At 67.6% G+C, this 18,981-nt stretch carries 17 protein-coding genes and 1 pseudogene; 9 read left to right on the forward strand and 9 right to left on the reverse strand.

The genetic code is table 11. The annotated features are described in order from the left end of the window. Positions 1 to 21: 21 nt before the first annotated feature. Positions 22 to 1,173 carry an acetylornithine deacetylase gene (gene argE / locus HW532_RS10505; protein WP_213164316.1) on the forward strand — a complete coding sequence of 384 codons (1,152 nt, stop codon included), beginning with the start codon at positions 22 to 24 and terminating at the stop codon, positions 1,171 to 1,173. Between the two features lie 79 nt (positions 1,174 to 1,252). Here argE and HW532_RS10510 read toward each other — a convergent pair whose 3' ends face one another. Together HW532_RS10510 and HW532_RS10515 are read right to left on the reverse strand one after the other, a co-directional pair. Further along, a complete protein-coding gene (locus tag HW532_RS10510; protein WP_213164317.1) occupies positions 1,253 to 1,579 on the reverse strand; it encodes a hypothetical protein in 327 nt (108 codons plus the stop codon). 333 nt (positions 1,580 to 1,912) lie between these two features. Next, complete coding sequence (locus tag HW532_RS10515) at positions 1,913 to 3,910, reverse strand: protein meaA (RefSeq protein ID WP_213164318.1); 1,998 nt, start codon at positions 3,908 to 3,910, stop codon at positions 1,913 to 1,915. A 283-nt stretch (positions 3,911 to 4,193) separates the two neighbouring features. On the opposite strand from HW532_RS10515, the pseudogene ccrA reads away from it, so the two are divergent. Continuing rightward, a pseudogene (gene ccrA / locus HW532_RS10520) lies at positions 4,194 to 5,494 on the forward strand (crotonyl-CoA carboxylase/reductase). A gap of 10 nt (positions 5,495 to 5,504) precedes the next feature. On the opposite strand, the gene HW532_RS10525 reads toward ccrA, so the two are convergent. Both HW532_RS10525 and gcvA read right to left on the reverse strand, forming a co-directional pair. Continuing rightward, positions 5,505 to 6,344, reverse strand: a complete 840-nt coding sequence (locus HW532_RS10525; protein WP_213164319.1) for a YihY/virulence factor BrkB family protein — start codon at positions 6,342 to 6,344, stop codon at positions 5,505 to 5,507. Positions 6,345 to 6,496: 152 nt separating this feature from the next. Continuing rightward, on the reverse strand, positions 6,497 to 7,441 hold the full coding sequence (gcvA, locus tag HW532_RS10530) for a transcriptional regulator GcvA (RefSeq protein WP_213164320.1): 945 nt from the start codon (positions 7,439 to 7,441) through the stop codon (positions 6,497 to 6,499). 105 nt (positions 7,442 to 7,546) lie between these two features. Between gcvA and HW532_RS10535 the strand changes: the two genes are divergently transcribed. The 3 genes from HW532_RS10535 (at position 7,547) to HW532_RS10545 (ending at position 10,138) form a co-directional block, all read left to right on the forward strand. After that, a complete protein-coding gene (locus HW532_RS10535; RefSeq protein WP_213164321.1) occupies positions 7,547 to 7,873 on the forward strand; it encodes a YjiS-like domain-containing protein in 327 nt (108 codons plus the stop codon). A 101-nt stretch (positions 7,874 to 7,974) separates the two neighbouring features. Next, positions 7,975 to 9,021 (forward strand): LuxR C-terminal-related transcriptional regulator, encoded by a 1,047-nt coding sequence (locus tag HW532_RS10540; RefSeq protein ID WP_213164322.1) that lies wholly within the window; start codon positions 7,975 to 7,977, stop codon positions 9,019 to 9,021. Between the two features lie 133 nt (positions 9,022 to 9,154). Continuing rightward, on the forward strand, positions 9,155 to 10,138 hold the full coding sequence (locus tag HW532_RS10545) for an MBL fold metallo-hydrolase (protein ID WP_213164323.1): 984 nt from the start codon (positions 9,155 to 9,157) through the stop codon (positions 10,136 to 10,138). A gap of 61 nt (positions 10,139 to 10,199) precedes the next feature. Here HW532_RS10545 and HW532_RS10550 read toward each other — a convergent pair whose 3' ends face one another. Further along, positions 10,200 to 11,237 (reverse strand): aspartate-semialdehyde dehydrogenase, encoded by a 1,038-nt coding sequence (locus HW532_RS10550; RefSeq protein ID WP_213164324.1) that lies wholly within the window; start codon positions 11,235 to 11,237, stop codon positions 10,200 to 10,202. 387 nt (positions 11,238 to 11,624) lie between these two features. Between HW532_RS10550 and HW532_RS10555 the strand changes: the two genes are divergently transcribed. Continuing rightward, a complete protein-coding gene (locus HW532_RS10555) occupies positions 11,625 to 11,954 on the forward strand; it encodes an Mpo1-like protein (protein ID WP_213164325.1) in 330 nt (109 codons plus the stop codon). Positions 11,955 to 12,074: 120 nt separating this feature from the next. Continuing rightward, a complete protein-coding gene (locus HW532_RS10560) occupies positions 12,075 to 12,800 on the forward strand; it encodes a TerC family protein (RefSeq protein ID WP_213164326.1) in 726 nt (241 codons plus the stop codon). Between the two features lie 53 nt (positions 12,801 to 12,853). On the opposite strand, the gene HW532_RS10565 is transcribed toward HW532_RS10560, so the two are convergent. Next, positions 12,854 to 13,717 (reverse strand): dimethylarginine dimethylaminohydrolase family protein, encoded by an 864-nt coding sequence (locus tag HW532_RS10565; RefSeq protein ID WP_213164327.1) that lies wholly within the window; start codon positions 13,715 to 13,717, stop codon positions 12,854 to 12,856. Between the two features lie 158 nt (positions 13,718 to 13,875). Between HW532_RS10565 and HW532_RS10570 the strand changes: the two genes are divergently transcribed. Together HW532_RS10570 and HW532_RS10575 are read left to right on the forward strand one after the other, a co-directional pair. Then, entirely contained in the window at positions 13,876 to 14,907 is a 1,032-nt protein-coding gene (locus HW532_RS10570) for an NAD(P)H-dependent flavin oxidoreductase (protein ID WP_213164328.1), read from the forward strand. Positions 14,908 to 15,061: 154 nt separating this feature from the next. After that, complete coding sequence (locus tag HW532_RS10575; RefSeq protein ID WP_213164329.1) at positions 15,062 to 16,411, forward strand: glycerophosphodiester phosphodiesterase; 1,350 nt, start codon at positions 15,062 to 15,064, stop codon at positions 16,409 to 16,411. Positions 16,412 to 16,464: 53 nt separating this feature from the next. On the opposite strand, the gene HW532_RS10580 is transcribed toward HW532_RS10575, so the two are convergent. Genes HW532_RS10580 through HW532_RS10590 form a run of 3 tightly spaced genes read right to left on the reverse strand, consistent with a single transcriptional unit; the run spans position 16,465 to position 18,894 of the window. Then, positions 16,465 to 16,896, reverse strand: a complete 432-nt coding sequence (locus tag HW532_RS10580) for a PaaI family thioesterase (RefSeq protein ID WP_213164330.1) — start codon at positions 16,894 to 16,896, stop codon at positions 16,465 to 16,467. 11 nt (positions 16,897 to 16,907) lie between these two features. Then, positions 16,908 to 17,705 (reverse strand): enoyl-CoA hydratase/isomerase family protein, encoded by a 798-nt coding sequence (locus HW532_RS10585; RefSeq protein ID WP_213164331.1) that lies wholly within the window; start codon positions 17,703 to 17,705, stop codon positions 16,908 to 16,910. A 19-nt stretch (positions 17,706 to 17,724) separates the two neighbouring features. Further along, positions 17,725 to 18,894 (reverse strand): acyl-CoA dehydrogenase family protein, encoded by a 1,170-nt coding sequence (locus tag HW532_RS10590; protein WP_213164332.1) that lies wholly within the window; start codon positions 18,892 to 18,894, stop codon positions 17,725 to 17,727. Positions 18,895 to 18,981 lie beyond the last annotated feature (87 nt).

The raw sequence follows: 18,981 nt of genomic DNA on the forward strand, positions 1-18,981 counted from the left end.
GCCTGAAGGAGACGGCACCCCGTGACATCGAGCATCGAGATTCTGGGCCGGCTGATCGCCGAGCCGACCGTCAGCCTGAGATCCAATCTCGACCTCATCGGCTATGTGCAGGAGTTCCTCGCCCGGTACGGCGTCGCCTCCCGGCTCGTGCACGACGAGACCGGCAAGAGGGCGAACCTCCATGCCGTGATCGGGCCCCAGGACGTGCCGGGCGTCATGCTGTCCGGCCATACCGACGTGGTGCCCGTGGAGGGGCAGGACTGGTCGCACGACCCCTTCGCCATGGTGGAACGCGACGGCCGGCTCTACGGGCGCGGCACGGCGGACATGAAGGGCTTCCTCGCCTGCGTCATGGCGCTGGTGCCGGCGGCTGTGGAGCGCCGGCTCGCGCGGCCGATCCACATTGCCTTCTCCTATGACGAGGAGCTCGGCTGCATCGGCGTGCGCCGGCTCATCGACGTGATGGCGGAGATGCCGGTGAAGCCCGCCTTCTGCATCGTCGGGGAACCGACCTCGCTCGACGTCGCCATCGGCCACAAGGGCAAGACCGGCGGCCACATCGCCTGCCACGGCCTCGAATGCCATTCGAGCCTCGCGCCGACCGGCGTCAACGCCATCTACATGGCCGCCGACATGATCGCCGCGATCCGTACGCTCCAGGAGGAGGTGAGCCGCACCGGCGCGCGCGACGAGGCCTACGACATTCCCTACACCACGCTCCATGTGGGCACCATAGAGGGCGGCACGGCGCTCAACATCGTGCCCAGCCTCTGCCGGCTGGCCTTCGAGATCCGCAATGTCTCGGGCGACGACCCGCAGGCGCTGCTCGACCGGCTGCGCGACGAGGCCGACAGGATCGTCGCCGGCGTGCGCGAGCGTCATCCCGCCGCCGCCATCGACATCGAGATCGATAACGCCTATCCGGGCCTCGACACCGACCCGGATGCGGAGATCGTGAGCTTCGTGAAATCGCTCACCGGCCGCAACAGCCACCTCAAGGTGCCGTTCGGCACGGAGGGCGGCCTGTTCCAGCAGCGTCTCCATGTGCCGACCGTGGTCTGCGGCCCCGGCGACATCGCCCAGGCGCACAAGCCCGACGAGTTCATCGCCGTCGACCAGATGGCCAGGTGCGACGTCTTCCTGGCCGCCCTTCTCGACCGGTTGAGCGAATAGAGGCTTGTCCGATCAGACGGCACCGGCCCGCTCCCCCGCCCGGCCACCCACGGGATCATGATTTATGGGTGGCGGCGCGCTATCGCGTGCAGCGCATGAGCTCCACGCTCTCCACAGAGATCTCGGAGGAGACCTGGGTGCGGAACTGGCGCGCCTGGACGGCGGTGGCCGTAAACTGCACCTCCACCATCATCAGCTCGCCGCCCCACGCCCTGCCGGCACGCACCGTGAGCGGCGCGATGGCGAGCTTCTGAAGCGGGTTGAGCACGCGCAGGAGCGCATCCGGCCCGGGCGAAACCCGCGCCTCGAGCGCGAAGGTCGACAGGCCGGGACCGGCGGTCCCGTCACGAGAGGATGCGGAAGGCGATGGAAGATCGGCCGCGAGGGCCGCAGATTGAGTCTGCATGGCACGAAAGCCCGATTGTCGGTCACAAGGAAAAAGCGAGAGATCACTCCCGGCCGAGTATCCCGGCCGGGCCGCTAATTCGATGTCCGGCAAGCGGACGCTGGTGCGTGCCACAGATCATGCTGGCAAGAGTCTTACAGCCTTCGCCCGGGCCCCGTCAAAGAGTTTGCCGAAGCCAGGGGCTCCGGATGGGGGCGATGCGGCGCTCCATGAACCGGTAGCCCCCTCACCAGGTTCCTTTGCGCGATGCCACAAACGAACCCTCTCCCCTCGCGGGAGAGGGAGGGGCCCGTCGCGAAAGCGATGGGAGGGTGAGGGGCCGAGGGCGGAGCCCTATGCCGCCGCCGTGCATTCCCGGTCGGCGAGCGCGACGATGTCGTCCATGATCGCGTTGATGGCGAAGTCCTTCGGCGTATAGACCGCCTTCACCCCGCATTGCTTGAGCACGAGCACGTCGGAGGCGGGAATGATGCCGCCGACCACGACGGGAATGTCGAGCCCCTGCGTGCGCAGCCTGTTCATCACGTCCTGGACGAGGGTCACATGGCTGCCCGACAGGATCGACAGGCCGATCACATGGGCCTTCTCGCGCTTCGCCGCGGCGACGATCTCCTCCGGCGTCAGGCGGATGCCGTCATAGGCGACCTCCATGCCGATCTCGCGGGCACGCACGGCGATCTGTTCCGCACCGTTTGAATGGCCGTCGAGGCCGGGCTTGCCGACGAGCAGCTTCAGCCGCTCGCCAAGCTTCTCGGAGACCCGCTCCACGCCCGCGCGCAGCTCCCGGATGCGCTCTGCGCCATCGGTCACCATGGCGACCGCGGCGATGCCGGTGGGCGCCCGGTACTCGCCGAAGACCTCGCGCAGGGTCGCGCCCCATTCGCCCGTCGTCACGCCGGCCTTCGCCGCCGCGATCGAGGGCTCCATGATGTTGCGCCCCTCCTGCGCGGCCTCGCGCAGCGCATCGAGCGCGGCTGCGGCCGCACGCCCGTCGCGGGCGCCGCGCCACTGCCTGAGGCTCTCCACGGCCTCCGTTTCGACCATTTCCGGAACGGTCAGAACGCCGCCCTCCTCGCCCGACAGCGGCGAGGGCTCCGTCTCCGTATAGGCGTTGACGCCGACCACCGTCTGCTCGCCCGCCTCGATGGCCTTGAGCCGCTCCGCATTGGCCGCGACCAGCGCCTCCTTCATGTACCCCGTCTCGATGGCGGCGATGGCACCGCCCATCTCCCCGATCCGGTCGAGCTCCAGACGCACCGCCTCCTTGATCTCCTCCACCCTGGCGGTGATCTCGCGGCTGCCGTCGAAGATGTCGCCATATTCGAGAAGGTCGGTCTCGTAGGCGAGGATCTGCTGCATCCTGAGCGACCATTGCTGGTCCCACGGCCGGGGCAGGCCCAGCGCCTCGTTCCAGGCGGGAAGCTGGACGGCGCGGGCGCGCGCGCCCTTCGACAGCGTGACCGCCAGCATCTCGATCAGGATGCGGTAGACATTGTTCTCCGGCTGCTGCTCGGTGAGCCCCAGGGAGTTGACCTGAACGCCGTAGCGGAAGCGCCGGAACTTCTCCTCCTCCACGCCGTAGCGCTCACGGCAGATCTCGTCCCAGAGCTCCGCGAAGGCACGCATCTTGGACAGCTCCGTGACGAAGCGGATGCCGGCATTGACGAAGAAGGAGATGCGCCCGACGACGCGCGGGAAATCGTCCCCCGGCACCGCGCCGGAGTCGCGCACCGCGTCGAGCACGGCGCGTGCGGTGGCGAGCGCGTAGGCCACCTCCTGCACCGGCGTCGCGCCCGCTTCCTGGAGGTGGTAGGAGCACACATTCACCGGGTTCCATTTCGGCAGCTCGCGATAGGCCCAGGTGATGGTGTCGGTGATGAGCCGCATGGACGGCTCCGGCGGGAACACATAGGTGCCGCGCGAAAGATATTCCTTGACAATGTCGTTCTGCGTGGTGCCCGCAAGGCTCGCCCGGTCGATGCCGCGCTCGTCGGCGAGCGCCGTGTAGAGCGCGAGCAGCCACGCCGCCGTCGCGTTGATCGTCATGGAGGTGTTCATGCGGTCGAGCGGGATGCCGTCGAACAGCGCGCGCATGTCGCCGAGATGGGCCACCGGCACGCCGACCTTGCCCACCTCGCCGCGCGCCAGCACATGATCGGGGTCGTAGCCGGTCTGCGTCGGCAGGTCGAAGGCGACGGAGAGACCCGTCTGGCCCTTGGCGAGATTGGTGCGGTAGAGCGCGTTGGAGGCCCTGGCCGTCGAATGGCCGGCATAGGTCCTGAAGATCCACGGCCTGTCGCGCATCTGCGCCTTATCCGGCGTCTCGTTCATGACCTTCTCCCTATTGTCCCGCAATATCTGAGCATGCCTGATTGTGCGGCGCAACCGATACGTTTCGCGACACCCCGAAACGTGGATCGACGCCCCCGTTTTCTGCGACTTTTCGCTATTGTTCCACAATGCGGATACTGTTGCATCGCAAAATTGCCTAGGAAATCGGCACGATTGCTTGCTATGATCGCGGCATGGGAATGCCGGAGCCATGCGGCGGGCGAGCCGGAGAGTCGAGGCGCATCTCCGGCCGGACGTCCTGGAGTGAGGGAGCAATGCGAGAATGACAGCGGCAGCGCAGGCGATCGCGAGCACGGCCAACAGCAACACCCCGAAGAAGGATCTCTACGAGATCGGCGAGATCCCGCCGCTCGGCCATGTCCCGAAAAACATGTATGCCTGGACCATCCGCCAGGAGCGTCACGGCCCCCCGAGGATGCGATGCAGGTGGAGGTCGTGCCCACCTGGGAGATCGATTCCGACGAGGTGCTCGTCCTCGTGATGGCCGCGGGCGTCAACTACAACGGCGTGTGGGCCTCGCTCGGCCAGCCGATCTCGACCATCGACGTGCACAAGCACCCCTTTCATGTCGCGGGCTCCGACGCCTCCGGCATCGTCTGGGCCGTCGGCTCCAAGGTGAAGCGCTGGAAGGTCGGCGACGAGGTCGTCATCCACTGCAACCAGGACGACGGTGACGACGAGGAGTGCAATGGCGGCGACCCGATGTTCTCCTCCTCCCAGCGCATCTGGGGTTACGAGACGCCGGACGGCTCCTTCGCCCAGTTCTGCCGCGTCCAGTCGCGTCAGCTCATGCCGCGGCCGAAGCATCTCACCTGGGAGGAATCGGCCTGCTACACGCTGGTGCTGGCGACCGCCTACCGCATGCTGTTCGGCCATCGCCCGCATATTCTGCGCCCCGGCCACAATGTGCTGATCTGGGGTGCGTCGGGGGGCCTGGGCTCCATGGCCGTCCAGCTCTGCGCGGCCGCCGGGGCGAGCGCCATCGGCGTCATCTCCGACGAGACCAAGCGCGACTACGTGCTCTCGCTCGGCGCGCGCGGCGTCATCAACCGCAAGGATTTCGATTGCTGGGGCCAGATGCCGGCTGTCAACACGCCGGAATACAACGCCTGGGCGAAAGAGGTCCGCCGCTTCGGCAAGGCGATCTGGGACATCACCGGCAAGGGCGTGAATGTCGACTTCGTGTTCGAGCACCCCGGCGAGGCGACCTTCCCCGTCTCCTGCTTCGTGGTGAAGCGCGGCGGCATGGTCGTCTTCTGCGCCGGCACGACGGGCTACAACATCACCTTCGACGCCCGCTATGTCTGGATGCACCAGAAGCGCATCCAGGGCTCCCACTTCGCCCATCTCAAGCAGGCCGCACAGGCCAACCAGCTCGTTGTCAATCGGCGGATCGACCCGTGCATGTCGGAGGTCTTCTCCTGGGCCGACATCCCCAAGGCCCATATGCGCATGTGGAAGAACCAGCACCAGCCGGGCAACATGGCCGTGCTCGTCAACGCCCAGCGCACGGGGCTGCGCACCTTCGAGGACGTCCTGGAGGAAGGCGGCGGCGCGGCCTAGGGTCCTGACCCTAGCGCGTCTCCGGCCCGCGCCGGCGCAGGCGGATGGCGCGGTTGATCTCGCCGCCGAAGATCATGATCAGCGCGCCCAGATAGACGAAGATCATCGCTGCCATGATGCCCGCGAGCCCCGCATAGGTGCTGGCGAAGCTCGCGAACCGGCCGAGATAGACCGAATAGCTCCAGGCCATCACGATCCATATGGCGACGGTGAACGCGACCCCCGGCCACAGGTCCCGCAGCGGCCGGATGCGCGCCGGCAGGAAGAGATGCGCCATGACGAGCCCGATGACGAGCACCGCGAGCGCGAAGGGATAGCGCACCGCGTCGTAGAGCTCCGGCACATGGTCGGCGCCCGGAATGTACTTGTACATGAGCGCGCGGATGACCGGGGCCAGCACGATCAGGAACGCCACGGCGATCAGCACGGCCGCGCCGGCGAACACGAACAGGATGTTCTGCGCGAACAGACGGATCGCGGAGCGGCGCTCCTTCAGGTCGTAGGCCCGGTTCAGGCCGACGCGCACGCTGTCCACCCCGCCGGATGCCGTCCACAGGGTCAAGAGCACGCCGATGCTCAATAGCCCGCCCCTCTGCCGGGTCAGCACATTCTCGATCTCCGGCACGAGCGGCGAGACGATATCGGACGGCGCGATGCTCAGGAGATAGTTCACCAGCGCCTCGGCCAGATGCTCGTCGCCGACGAAGCCCGCCAGCGCGGTGAGGAAGATCAGGAACGGAAAGGCCGACAGGAGGATCCGATAGGCGATGTTGCCCGCGAGCGGCACCGCCTCGTCCGCGAAAAGCCGCGCGAAGGCCTCCGCGAAGACCGACCATGTCGCTGCCAGCAACCCCTGTCGTCCCTGTGTGGTTTTGTCCCGGCCGGCCATGCGCCCCGCGTCCCGATGCCTCGTGTTCTCCAGCGTTCCATATCATCCGGAAACGGGAAAGGCGACGCCCCTGACGGCCCGTCTGCCGCGACCGCAGGGGGAGAGGCTCCGCGTCACACCGCCGCGACGCACGACCCCGGCAGGGCCGTGCTCCTTTCCACCTCCGTCAGGAGCCAGTCGTGGAACGCCTTGACCGGCGCCTCCTCCATCAGCGCGGGCGGAATGACCAGCCAGTAGCCATAGCCGTCATGGGCGAGTTCCAGCTCGAAGGGGCGCACGAGCCGGCCCGACGAGAGATCGTCGCCGACAAGCACGCCGTTCACGAGCGCCACGCCCTGACCCGCCAGCGCGGCGGCGACGGCGTTCGCCTCGTCGTTGAACACCGGGCCGCGCGACCAGTCGACCTCCTCCGCACCGGCCGCCTTGAGCCACATCGCCCATTCCGGCGAGGTGGCGTCGCCGGACAGCCAGTGCACATGCAGGAGCGTATGCCGGGCGAGGTCCGCCGGCACGCGCAGGGGCGGGCCGTCTTCCAGGAGCTGCGGGCTGCAAACGGGGAAATTCCGGTAGGGCACGAGCGGCTCGACGACGAAATCCGGATAGGCCCCGTCCCCGTAGCGGATCGCGATATCGACCCCGTCGCGGGCGAAGTCGATAACCCGGCTGTTGGAATCGATGCGCACATCGACCTCCGGGCAGATCCGCCGGAAGCCCTCCAGCCTTGGCACCAGCCACTTGGCGGCGAAGGACGGCGCCATGGAGATGACGAGTTGGCGCCGATCCCCGCGCCGGCGCACGCGCTCCACCGCGCCGGCGAGCTGGCCGAGCCCGTCGCGCACGCCCGGCAGGAGCGCCTGGCCGGCCTGGGTCAGCTCGACCGCGCGGGGCTTGCGCACGAAGAGCTTGGTGCCGAGCCAGTCCTCCAGTTGGCGGATATGGTGGCTGATCGCCGCCGGGGTGACGTGAAGCTCTTCCGAGGCCCGGGTGAAGCTCATGTGCCGGGCCGCCGCCTCGAAGGCGCGCAGGGCGGAGAGATGGGCGAGCGCTTGCGGATTCATGGTTTAGTTTTCCTCATCCCGGCGACAAGGATTACCCGTTTGTACGGGCGATTGAACGGCCTCACATTAAAACAGCATTGAACTCTTGTCATGAGGAGACAGCCCATGGCCACCGCCTCGCACACTTGCCGATGCGCCGCCACAGCCGGCGACAAGTCCGCTCCCCTGTCGGACCGCCTCGCGCAGGCCCTGGCCCATCGGCCGGCGGGCCCGGTCACGGGCGCCCTTGTCGCGGCCCTCGCGGCCTGGCACCGCCGGCGCGTCAGGCGCACCGTGCTCGCCGAGCTCAGGCGGCTCGACCCGTGGCTCCTGGACGATATCGGGCTCGACCCGGCGCATCTGGAGGAGGTCGCCGAACGCATGGCCGACAACTATCTCGCCCGCGGCAGCCGCGGGACGATCCAGGAGCTTGCAAGCGACATCCGGCGCTGACAGGTCGCAAGGCCCGGCTCCCGCGCCGGGTCTTGCCATCTCCCGGCGTGCGTTTACCATTTCCCGGCAGACCGGGGCTTGGGCACGTCGGGGGGACACCCATGAGCGATGACAAGCCGGATATTCCCGAGGCCATGCTGGCCAAGTGGCAGCGTGTGGTCGACCTCGCCGCCGACCTCGTGGAGGTTCCGGCAAGCCTCGTGATGCGGACGCAGCCGCCGGACCATTCCGTCCTGGTCTCCAGCCGGAGCGCGGGAAATCCGTACAGTCCCGGCCAGTCCTTCGAGCTGAACGAGCGGCTCTATTGCTATGCGGTCCTGCGCGACGCCCGCGCGCTGGTCGTGCGCGACGCCCATGCCGATCCCGACTGGGACGACAATCAGGACCTCGCCCACGGCATGTCGTTCTATGTCGGCTATCCGCTCGCATGGCCCGACGGCGCACTGTTCGGCACGATCTGCGTGCTGGACCGGCAGGACAACGAGAAGGCACGGCGCTGCCGCGAGCTCCTGGAGGCCTTTCGCGGCGTCGTGGAGACCGACCTGGCGCTGCTCGTGGAGATGGACCGGCGCGCACGGGCCGAAGCTGCCCTGACGGACACGCTCGAGACGCTGGAAGCGCGGGTCGCGGAGAGAACGCGCGCGCTCACCGTGGCCAATGACGGGCTCCGCCAGGAGATCGCCAGCCGCCAGAGGGCAGAGCAGGCCCTGCTGAGGCGCGAGCACGAGCTGGAGGAGGCCAACACCGCGCTGAGGGTGCTCCTGTCCAATATGGAGGAGTCGCGCCACGCCTTCGAGGAGCAGATCCTCCGGCAGATCAAGGGGCTGGTGCTGCCCCATCTCGCCCGGCTGCGCCAGGCCGTCGGCGAGAACGAGCCGGCACGCTCCTATCTCGGCCTCGCGGAGACCAATCTCGAGCAGATCACCTCATCCTTCGCCGACAGGCTCGTCACCGCCTTCGAGGGCCTCACGCCGATGGAGGCCGAGATCGCCCAGATGGTCATGAACGGCCAGACGACGAAGGACATCGCCCGCGCCCTGTCGCGCGAGACGAGCACCATCGAGTTCCACCGCAACAATATCCGCCGCAAGCTCGGCATCGGCAGCCGGCGGACCAATCTCCGGCGCTACCTGCTCTCGCTTCACTGACGCCGAATATGGGGATTTACCCCCATTCCGCCCCCAACCTGCCCATGTCAGCGCGCCTGCGGCCCGGTGCTAGGCTTGCCCGTGAGCCGGACCGGAGGGGCCGGCGCGCCAATCCATGTGAGGAGGGAGCACGATGGACAGGAAAGATCTCGAACCGCTCGCCGCCGACGGATCGTCCGGCACACTCGCGCCGGGCATCTCGCGGCGCTCGTTCTTCGTCGCGGCGGGCGCGGCCGGCGTCTGCGGCGCGGCAACCGCGCTGGGACCGACCGCCGCCAAGGCCCAGTCCACCGACTGGCAGCAGCCGGGCAACAACAATCACGTCCTCGCACTGCAGGAGCAGTCGGCCTATCCCGACGGGCCGGTCACCGTGGACTTCTACGGCCATTGCGCGATCAAGCTCACCTCGCCCGGCGGGGCGACGGTGCTGTTCGACCCCTGGCGCGACGATCCGTCGGGCGCCTGGGGCCTGTGGTTCAAGAACGAGTTTCCGGAAACCCTGGTCGACATCACCATGTCGACGCACACCCATTTCGACCACGACGCGATCCACCGGCCGCAATCGACCATGGTGCTCGACCGCATGGTCGGGTCCTTCGCCTTCGCCGACCTGAAGATCACGGGCTTTGCCGACAAGCACGCCTGCGTCGCGCCGGGCTGGTATCCCTGGACCGACGCGCTGAAGGAGTTCGGCGTGGATGCCTGCCCGCCGAACAATCCCGGCCATATGGACATGGTCACCTATCTGGTGGAGACCGGCGGCATCCGCACGCTCATCTGGGGTGATAACCGGCACAATCCGCCGGACGCCTTCTGGGAGGCGGTGGGCCCGGTCGATATCCTGACCCTGCCGGTGGACGGCTCGCAGCACATCCTGTCCTATGCGCAGGGCGATGCCATCGTGGAGCGGCTGAAGCCGAAGATCGTCATCCCGACGCACTATCTCGGCGAGACCACGACCTACACGCTCTCCACCCTTCAGCCGGCCGACGAGTGGGTGAAGAGCCAGAAGAGCTACAAGATGCTCGACGGGCCGGCGCTGACGCTCGCCGCCGCGGAGGTCTCGGGCATGGACCGCGAGTTCCTGTATTTCGGGGATCACGCGGCCCAGACCTAGTCATGAGGAAAGAGGCCATCCGGAGATGGCCTCTTCCGACTGTCCAGGTCTCAGGCGAGGATCACGCGGCCTTCTGCATCAGGCCGCGATTGATGAGCGTCTCGGCGATCTGCACGGAGTTGAGGGCTGCACCCTTGCGCAGATTGTCGGAGACGCACCACAGGTTCAGGCCGTTCTCGATGGTCGGGTCGACGCGGATCCGGCTGATGAAGGTGGCGTAGTCGCCGACGCATTCGACCGGGGTCACATAGCCGCCATCCTCGCGCTTGTCGACCACGAGCAGGCCCGGCGCCTCGCGCAGGATCTCGCGGGCCGCCTCGTCGTCGAGCGGGCGCTCGAACTCGATATTGACCGCCTCGGCATGGCCGACGAAGACCGGCACGCGCACGCAGGTCGCCGTCAGTTTGATCTTCGGATCGAGGATCTTCTTCGTCTCCACGATCATCTTCCATTCCTCCTTGGTGTCGCCGTCCTCCATGAAGACGTCGATATGGGGAATGACGTTGAAGGCGATCTGCTTGGTGAACTTCTCCGCCTCGGGCGGGTCGGTGACGAAGATGCCGCGGGTCTGCGTCCACAGCTCGTCCATCGCCTCCTTGCCGGCGCCGGAGACCGACTGATAGGTGGAGACCACGACGCGCTTGATGCCGGCCGCCTCGTGCAGCGGCTTCAGCGCGACCACGAGCTGGGCGGTGGAGCAGTTTGGATTGGCGATGATGTTGCGCCGGTTGGGCCTGGCCATATAGGCCTCGAGGGCGTCGGCATTGACCTCCGGCACGATCAGCGGCACGTCCTGGTCGTAGCGCCAGCACGACGAATTGTCGATGACGACGGCGCCCTTCGCCCCGATCCGCGGCGACCAGTCCTTGGAGACGGTAGAGCCCGCCGACATCAGGCAGAAATCGACCTTGGAGAAGTCGAACTGCTCGAGGTCCTCGCACTTCACCGTGCGGTCCCCGAAGGACACCTCCGTGCCCAGCGACCGCCGCGACGCGACGGCATGGATCTCGTCGACCGGGAACTCCCGCTCGGCGAGAATGTTCAGCATTTCCCGGCCCACATTGCCCGTGGCACCGACGACGGCGACCTTGTAGCCCATGTCTGAAAATCTCTCCTCGACGCTCTCGCTCCCCCCGCCTTCGCCATCGGCCCCACGTAAGGGGGCCTCTGCGTCCCTCTCACCCCGCCGGGGAGAGGATACGGGGACAAGAGGTCGTGTTACGCGACCGTCGCGGTGACGGTGCGTTTGGCGGTCGTGGTCGTGGTTTTCGTGACGATGACCGACATCTGTCTTCGACCTGCCTGCCTCTTGGGTGGTGAGCGGCAGCGGCTGAAACCGCCACCGGAGCGGACTTGTCGTGCATGAGGATAGCCGCCATGTCAAGCGCCATATGCGGGCCGGCAGGCGGTCCCCGCATTCCGGAACGGCGGCAATTCGGCTATCCTTGGCGGCGACGGACCGATCCCCGGCGCGGGAGGAGCCGCAATGAGCGAGGCACCGGCGGACTACGAGGCCTTCTGGCACCATTATCTGCGCGAACATGCGCGGCCGGGCACGCGTGCGCTCCATTTCCTCGGCTCGGGCCTTGCCATCGTCTTCCTCGTCGCGGCCATCGCGTTCCTGTCCTGGCAGTTCCTTGTCGCCGCCATCGTTGCGGGCTACGGCTTCGCCTGGATCGGGCACTTCGTCGTGGAGAAGAACCGGCCGGCGACCTTCGGCCATCCGCTCTGGTCGCTCATCAGCGATTTCCGCATGCTCTGGTTCTGGCTCACCGGGCGGCTCGACGACGAGATCCGGAAGGCGCACGGAGGCTAGCCTCCTGCCCCGCTTCTGCCGGGCTCGCGACCGTCCCGGCTGGACAGGCGGCCGGCGCGACACGACATTGTCCGCACGCGTATCGCGTCTCTCAACAACACCTCATGGCGGATCCCGGAGATGTTCGACTGGCTCTTGAATGTGGAGGTCTGGGCGAGCCTCCTGACGCTGACGGCACTGGAGATCGTGCTCGGCATCGACAATCTCGTCTTCCTGTCGGTCGTCGCCCAGCGGCTGCCGGCGCGCCGCCGCCAGCTCGCCCAGCGTATCGGCCTTATCGGCGCACTCGGCATGCGCATCGTGCTGCTGACCATGATCGTGTGGATCACCGGGCTCGTCACGCCGATCTTCACCCTCGGCGACTACGCCTTCTCCTGGCGCGACCTGATCCTGATCGCGGGCGGCCTGTTCCTGCTCTACAAGGGCACGACGGAAATCCATGGCGAGGTCGAGGGCGGCGAGGACCACATGGGCGCCGCGGCGACGGGCTTTGCCGCCGCAATCGCCCAGATCATGGTGCTCGATCTCGTTTTCTCGCTCGATTCCATCATCACCGCGGTGGGGCTGACACGCTTCCTGCCGGTCATGATCGCGGCGGTCACCATCGCCATCGCGGTCATGCTGTTCGCCGCCCGGCCAGTCAGCGACTTCATCGCGCGCCATCCGACGACCAAGATGCTGGCGCTCGCCTTCCTCCTGCTGATCGGCGCGGCGCTGGTCGCCGACGGGCTGCATTTCCACATCCCGCGCGGCTACATCTATTTCGCCATCGCCTTCTCGCTCGGCGTGGAGGCGCTCAACCTCGTCGCCGGCAACAGCCGCAAGCGGAAGACGACGAAAGACTAGGGTGACGTCCTAGCCGGCCGAATTGGGCGCGCGGGCCGGTGCAGCTCAATCGGTCAGGCGAGAGAATCGCGCACCAGCGGCATGGTCATGCAGTGGACGCTGCCGCCGCCATGGGCGAAGAGCCGGAGATCGGGATCGATCACGGTCACCCCCTCCGCCCTCATCGCCTCGTTGACGCGGGCGGAGTGGGCCGGCGAGACGACCCGGTCGTCGCCGAGCGCCAGCACGTTGCAGGCCATGTCCATCATGGCCTCGCGATAGCTCACCGGGATGATGCGGATGCCGTGGCTGTCGAGCCAGTCGACGAAATCGTCGTCGAGCACGTCGGTGCAGGCGAGCGCCAGCCCGTCCGTCACCATGGAGAAGATCACGTCCAGATGGAGGAAATGTTCCGGGAACGGCACGAGGCGCGTCTGCCAGCCGGCCTCCCTGAACCAGCCGGCGAACTGGCGCGCGCCCGCCTCGTCGGTGCGCCCGCCGGAATGGCCGATGGCGAGGAGCCCCGGGCGGATGATGTGGATGTCGCCACCTTCCACCATGCCCGCCGTCGCGATGCGCCAGGGATCGCCCGCAAGCTCGCGATAGAAGGCGAGGATCGCGGCGATCTCGCCGCGGCGCTGCGGGCGCTCGAGCTGGGTGATGGCCGGGCCCCAGGGCGTCATCTGCGAGGAATCGCGCGTATAGACCTGATAGGGCAGATGCGGGTCGGGCTCCAGATAGCGGCATTCGACGCCCGCGCCCTGAAGCGCGGAGACGAGCTCGTCATACTGGTGCTCGAAGGCGGCATGCGCCGGCGGCTGCTGGCTCTGGAGCGTGCGGCGCGCAATGTCGTTGGTGGGGATCCACTGGTAATTGTCGGGACGGCACAGCAGCACGCTGCGCAGCACACCGGTTTCAGAATCGATGCCGAGCTGCACGGGAAGACTACCCTTGACCTGATGTGTTCGATGGGCGGCAAATTACAGGATGCCGCGTCCGCGGGAAACCACCGTTATTGCAGAATAATATTTCGTAGGGCAAAACGTTGACCTATAAGGGCGCAAGCGCCCGCAACCGCGAACAGGAGGCGAAGCCCATGACGTCGCCAGGCACGACGACGCAGACCACGACGCAGGCCCCGACCACGCGCCTGCCGGCCCTGTTCGCCGACACGCTGCGCCTGCCCGCAATCGGCGCGCCGATGTTCATCGTCTCCGGCCCGGAGCTCGTCATCGCCCAGTGCCGCGCGGGCATCGCCGGCGCCTTCCCCGCGCTCAACGCCCGGCCCGCCGAACAGCTCGACGCGTGGCTTTCCGAAATCCGCGAGACGCTCGATGGCGCCTCGCCCCGGCCCGCGCCCTTCGGCGTTAATCTCATCGTCCACCGGTCCAATCCGCGCCTGGAGGAGGATCTCGCGACCGTGGTGCGCCATCGCGTGCCCTTCGTCATCACCTCCGTCGGCGCGCCGGACGAGGTGGTCGGGGCGGTGCATTCCTACGGTGGGCTGGTCATTCACGACGTGACCAATATGCGCCATGCGCGCCGCGCGATCCGCGCCGGCGTCGACGGGCTCATCCTCGTCTGCGCCGGCGCCGGGGGCCACGCCGGCACGCTGAGCCCCTTCGCGCTCCTGCCGGAGGTTCGCGCGGAGTTCGACGGCCTGATCGTGCTGGCCGGCGCCATCACCTCCGGCGCAGCACTCAAGGCGGCGCGCGTCATGGGCGCCGACCTCGCCTATATGGGCACCCGCTTCATCGCCACGCGCGAAGCCCGCGCGGTCGATCCCTACAAGGCCATGCTGGTGGAGAGCCAGGCCTCCGACATCCTCTACACGCCCGCCTTCACCGGTGTCTCCGGCAACTATCTGCGCCCGTCCATCGAACGGGCGGGCCTCGATCCCGACAATCTGAAGCCGCGCGACGAGATCGTCATCTCCGATCACGAGAAGCGGCCGAAACAGTGGAAGGACATCTGGGGCGCGGGCCAGGGAGTGGGCAATATCGCCGACGTGCCCGACGTGGCCACGCTCGTCGCCCGGCTCGAGGCCGAATATGCCGAGGCGGCACGCGCGAAAGACCCCTTTGCCGCCCGGCTTGCGGACGAAGCCGCCGGACAGGACACGCCGTGAGTCAGCCGGACGGCATGTCCGGTCGGGATCGCGCCACATTTCGATAAAATTTTAAAATATCCCCATTTCGTCGAATTTTAATAATCGTGGACATGCCGATCGCTCGCCAGGGCCTTCGGCCATCCCCGAAACGCAATCGACGAAACGAGACATCATGCCCTCATCCGGCCTCCCTTCACAGACGGCAACCGCAACGGGCAAGGCGGTCGCAACCCCTCCCGCGCCCACGGCAGAACGCGCTCCGGCCAGATCCAACCTGACGCTCGACCGGAACGACAAGTCCACACTCCTGCGCGGCCAGGGGTTCAGCGACCTCATGCGCCGGCAGACGAACCATCGCCTGTATCTGACGGCGCATCGCGGCATGGGACCGACCAGCGTCTTCGGCCGGACATTTCCCGAGGACCTGCCGCCCGAAAACAGCATCGCCTCGATCAGGCAGGCGATGCTGCAGGGTGCGGACGCCGTCGAGGTCGACATCTTCAAGTCCGGGGACGGCAGGCTCGTGGTCACCCATGACGACGAGATCTGGCGCAACGCCTACGATACCGACCGCACGGGACAGGACCTGCCCGCCGGCGAGACCACGGACAGCTACCGGATTGGCCAGAAGACCCTGGCCGAGCTGCAGCGGATCCCCATCGGCCCCAATGGCGAGACCATGCCCACGCTCGACGACGTGCTCGAGCTTGCGCAGAACGTCAACGAGACCCTCAAGGAGGCGGGGCGGCGCGGTGTCATTCTCAATATCGAGCTCAAGGACAAAGAGGCCATCGGCACGCTCTTGAACTTTCTCGACAGCCAGAAGGCGGCAGGCAGGCAGGACTGCCTGGACAATCTGATCTTCTGTTCGTTCAAGCACGAGGCTCTCAAGACCCTCAGGGCCGAGGCGAAAGACCGGGGCATCAGCAACCTCAATATCGTCCCGGGCATCAAGACCGCCCAATGGTTCGGCGACGCACAGGTGGACAAGGAGAACGGCTTCGCGCTGCGCAAAGAGGACGCGGAATACGACAAGCAGGAAGTCGAAAAACTGCGCAAACTAGTGGAAGACTACGACTTCCAGGGCTATGACGGCATCATCTGGGACTTCCGGCAAGACGTCCTGGATCTCGTCAGCTCGTCTGCGGGCGTTCCGTATGGTGCCGCGGGCCTTCCGAGGCAGGGCGGCACGACGCCGGGCGAGATGGTCCTGCACGCCTCCACCTCCGACTTCCGGCAATACGCCACGGACAACGCGTTCTCCGATGTCCTGCTCAAGCTGACGGAGGCGGTCGAGACCTTCTTCAAATGCGACAATATCGACGATGCCCGGAAGACGATCCTGGACTCCGCCATCCGCTCCAAAGGCCTCCAGGCGCAACTCCTGTGCCGGCCGACCAAGGACGGCGGAGTGGAGTATCGTATCTACAACTACGGCCACAGCGACGACCGCTACTACAGCGCTCTGACACACGGCGCGCCGAAACCCGTCCCCTTCTCGAAGCTGAAATGCATCACCTGAGGTCAGGGCGAGGGCCCGACCGCCGTGTCGGACAGCGGACGGAACGGGCCCGCTCAGCCCGTCTTCGGGCGGTTCAGGACGCGCTTGAAGCAGCCCTGGCCGGTGGCCGCGAGCCGGCCCTCGCCGTCATAGACATGGGCGTCGCAGAACAGGGTGGTCCGGCCGCCGCCGGTCACACGGGCAACGGCGCGGATCTCGCCATCGGGCGGCAGGGCCCGCTGGTAGGAGATGGCCAGTTGCAGCGTGAGGGCGCGCGCATCGGGATCGCCGTCATGGCCGAGCGTGGCGGCGAAGCCGCAGGCGGTGTCGATCAGGATATAGGCGATGCCGCCATGGGCCCTGCCGGACCGGTTGGCATGGCCGGGGCCCAGGGCCATGGAGACTTCCGCCTCCCCCTCCCCGACCCGCACGAGCCGGATGCCGAGGCCGTCGCAGAACGCGGAGATCGCGGTGCCGGCCGTCGCGGTGTCGTCCTGAATGCTCATCGCCCGCCCCGTCACCGTCCGGAAAAGGTGGCCTTGCGCTTTTCGAGAAACGCCGTCACCCCTTCGTGGAAATCCTCCGTCGTGAACAGCACCGCCTGGCCGTCGGCCTCGCCGTCGAGAAGGGCGTCGAGCCCTTGCGGCGCACGCGCCAGCGTCGCCTTGGCCATGGCGATGGCGAGCGGGGCGGCGGCCACGAGCCGGTCGGCGGCCCTGAGCGCCTCCTCCAGCGCATGGCCCGGCTCGACCACCTGGTCGGCGAGCCCGACGCGCTCGGCCTCCTCCCCGTCGAGCGTCTCGCCGAGGAAGAAGATACGCCGGGTCGCGCCCGTGCCGGCGCGCGCCGGCACCGTCCAGAGCGCACCGAGATCCGGCATCAGCCCGACCTTCGCGAAGCCGCCCGCATAATGCGCGTCGCGCGCCGTGATGACGAGGTCGCAGGCCGCCGCGAGAGACAGCCCCGCCCCCACCGCATAGCCCTCGACCGCGGCGATGACCGGCTTCTCGCCGCGCACGAGCTGGCGCACGAGACGATGGGCGCGTTTCAGCCGCGCGCGCCCGCCGGGCCCGTCGAGATCGCCCATGGAGCTCAGGTCGCCGCCGGCACAGAAGCAGCCCTCCGCGCCGGTGAGCACGATCACGCGGACCGACGGGTCGGCGAGCACGGCCTCGAGCTCGTCGTGCAGCGCCTCGCGCAGGCGGAGGCTCAGCGCGTTGCGCTTTGCCGGCTCGTTGAGCGTGAGCACGGCGACCGCGCCGTAGCGCTCCACGAGGATTGTCGTCTCGCCGCTTTGCGATGTGGTCTGCGCCATGTCTGGCCTCCTCCGCCGGTCAGGCGATCCCGCGCTCGGCCTCGCGGATCATGTTGCGGGCGATCACGAGCTGCTGGATCTGGGTCGTGCCCTCATAAATACGGAACAGCCGCGCATCGCGATAGAGGCGTTCCACAGGTGTTTCCGCCATGTAGCCCGCACCGCCGTGAATCTGCACCGCGCGGTCGGCGACGCGGCCGACCATCTCGCTTGCGAACATCTTGGCGGAGGCGGCGAGCATGGGAATGCGCTCGTCCGCATCGTAGCGCCGGGCCGCGTCCCGCGTCATGGCGCGCGCGGCGAAGATCTCCGCCCGGCTGTCGGCGAGCATCGCCTGGACGAGCTGGAAGCCCGAGATCGCCTCGCCGAACTGCTTGCGCTCCATGGCATAGGCGAGCGCCTCCGACAGGAGCCGCTCCGCCGCCCCGATGCAGACGGCGGAGAGATGGATGCGCCCGCGGTCGAGCACCTTCATCGCGGTCTTGAAGCCCTGGCCCTCGCGCTCCGGGCCCCCGATGATCGCGCTTTCCGGCACGCGGACATCCTCGAAGACGACATCGGCGGTATGGGCGCCGCGCTGGCCCATCTTCCGGTCCGGCCGGCCGACCGCGATGCCCGGCAGGTCCGCCTCCACGAGGAAGGCGGAGATGCCGCCCGCGCCCGGAATGTCGGGATCAGTGCGCGCCATGACGGTAAAGACGCCCGCCTCGGGCGCATTGGTGATGAAACGCTTCGTGCCGTTGATCACGAAATCGCCGCCGTCGCGGTGCGCCTGCGTCCTCAGCGAGGCGGCGTCGGAGCCGGCCTCCGGCTCGGTCAACGCGAAGGAGGCGACGATCTCGCCGGACGCGATGCCCGGCAGCCACCTTTCCTTCTGCGCCTCGGTGCCGTCGATCACGATCCCCTGCGAGCCGATGCCGTTATTGGTGCCGAGCGCGGAGCGGAAGGCGACGGAGGCCTGGCAGAGCTCGAACAGGATCTCCACCTCCGCCTCGAGGGTGAGGCCGAGCCCGCCATGCTCGGCCGGGACGGACATGCCGAACAGCCCGAGCTCGCGCAGCGTCGCCAGGAGCTCGCCGGGGATGCGGTCCGTCTCCTCCAGCACGGGCTCGGCGGGGATCAGCCGCTCGCGCACGACCCGGCGCACCGTGCCGGCCAGCTGGTCGATAAGGTCTTGGTCGATGGTCATCTCTATCCGATCCGGTTCGTCGCTCGATGCAAGGGCCGCAGCCTTCGGGACCGATGCGCGCCCCGCCGCCGCGCCGGCACCGGGCCG

Origin of the sequence: Kaustia mangrovi (assembly GCF_015482775.1) — a bacterium.
Classification (GTDB): Bacteria; Pseudomonadota; Alphaproteobacteria; order Rhizobiales; family Im1; genus Kaustia; species Kaustia mangrovi.

Bases quoted from the DNA above. Each gene is read 5' to 3' on its own strand.
- HW532_RS10510 (WP_213164317.1), bottom strand. From the start codon at position 1,579: ATGCAGACTCAATCTGCGGCCCTCGCGGCCGATCTTCCATCGCCTTCC.
- HW532_RS10515 (WP_213164318.1), bottom strand. From the start codon at position 3,910: ATGAACGAGACGCCGGATAAGGCGCAGATGCGCGACAGGCCGTGGATC.
- gcvA (WP_213164320.1), bottom strand. From the start codon at position 7,441: ATGAATCCGCAAGCGCTCGCCCATCTCTCCGCCCTGCGCGCCTTCGAG.
- HW532_RS10535 (WP_213164321.1), top strand. From the start codon at position 7,547: ATGGCCACCGCCTCGCACACTTGCCGATGCGCCGCCACAGCCGGCGAC.
- HW532_RS10540 (WP_213164322.1), top strand. From the start codon at position 7,975: ATGAGCGATGACAAGCCGGATATTCCCGAGGCCATGCTGGCCAAGTGG.
- HW532_RS10545 (WP_213164323.1), top strand. From the start codon at position 9,155: ATGGACAGGAAAGATCTCGAACCGCTCGCCGCCGACGGATCGTCCGGC.
- HW532_RS10550 (WP_213164324.1), bottom strand. From the start codon at position 11,237: ATGGGCTACAAGGTCGCCGTCGTCGGTGCCACGGGCAATGTGGGCCGG.
- HW532_RS10555 (WP_213164325.1), top strand. From the start codon at position 11,625: ATGAGCGAGGCACCGGCGGACTACGAGGCCTTCTGGCACCATTATCTG.
- HW532_RS10560 (WP_213164326.1), top strand. From the start codon at position 12,075: ATGTTCGACTGGCTCTTGAATGTGGAGGTCTGGGCGAGCCTCCTGACG.
- HW532_RS10570 (WP_213164328.1), top strand. From the start codon at position 13,876: ATGACGTCGCCAGGCACGACGACGCAGACCACGACGCAGGCCCCGACC.
- HW532_RS10575 (WP_213164329.1), top strand. From the start codon at position 15,062: ATGCCCTCATCCGGCCTCCCTTCACAGACGGCAACCGCAACGGGCAAG.
- HW532_RS10580 (WP_213164330.1), bottom strand. From the start codon at position 16,896: ATGAGCATTCAGGACGACACCGCGACGGCCGGCACCGCGATCTCCGCG.
- HW532_RS10585 (WP_213164331.1), bottom strand. From the start codon at position 17,705: ATGGCGCAGACCACATCGCAAAGCGGCGAGACGACAATCCTCGTGGAG.
- HW532_RS10590 (WP_213164332.1), bottom strand. From the start codon at position 18,894: ATGACCATCGACCAAGACCTTATCGACCAGCTGGCCGGCACGGTGCGC.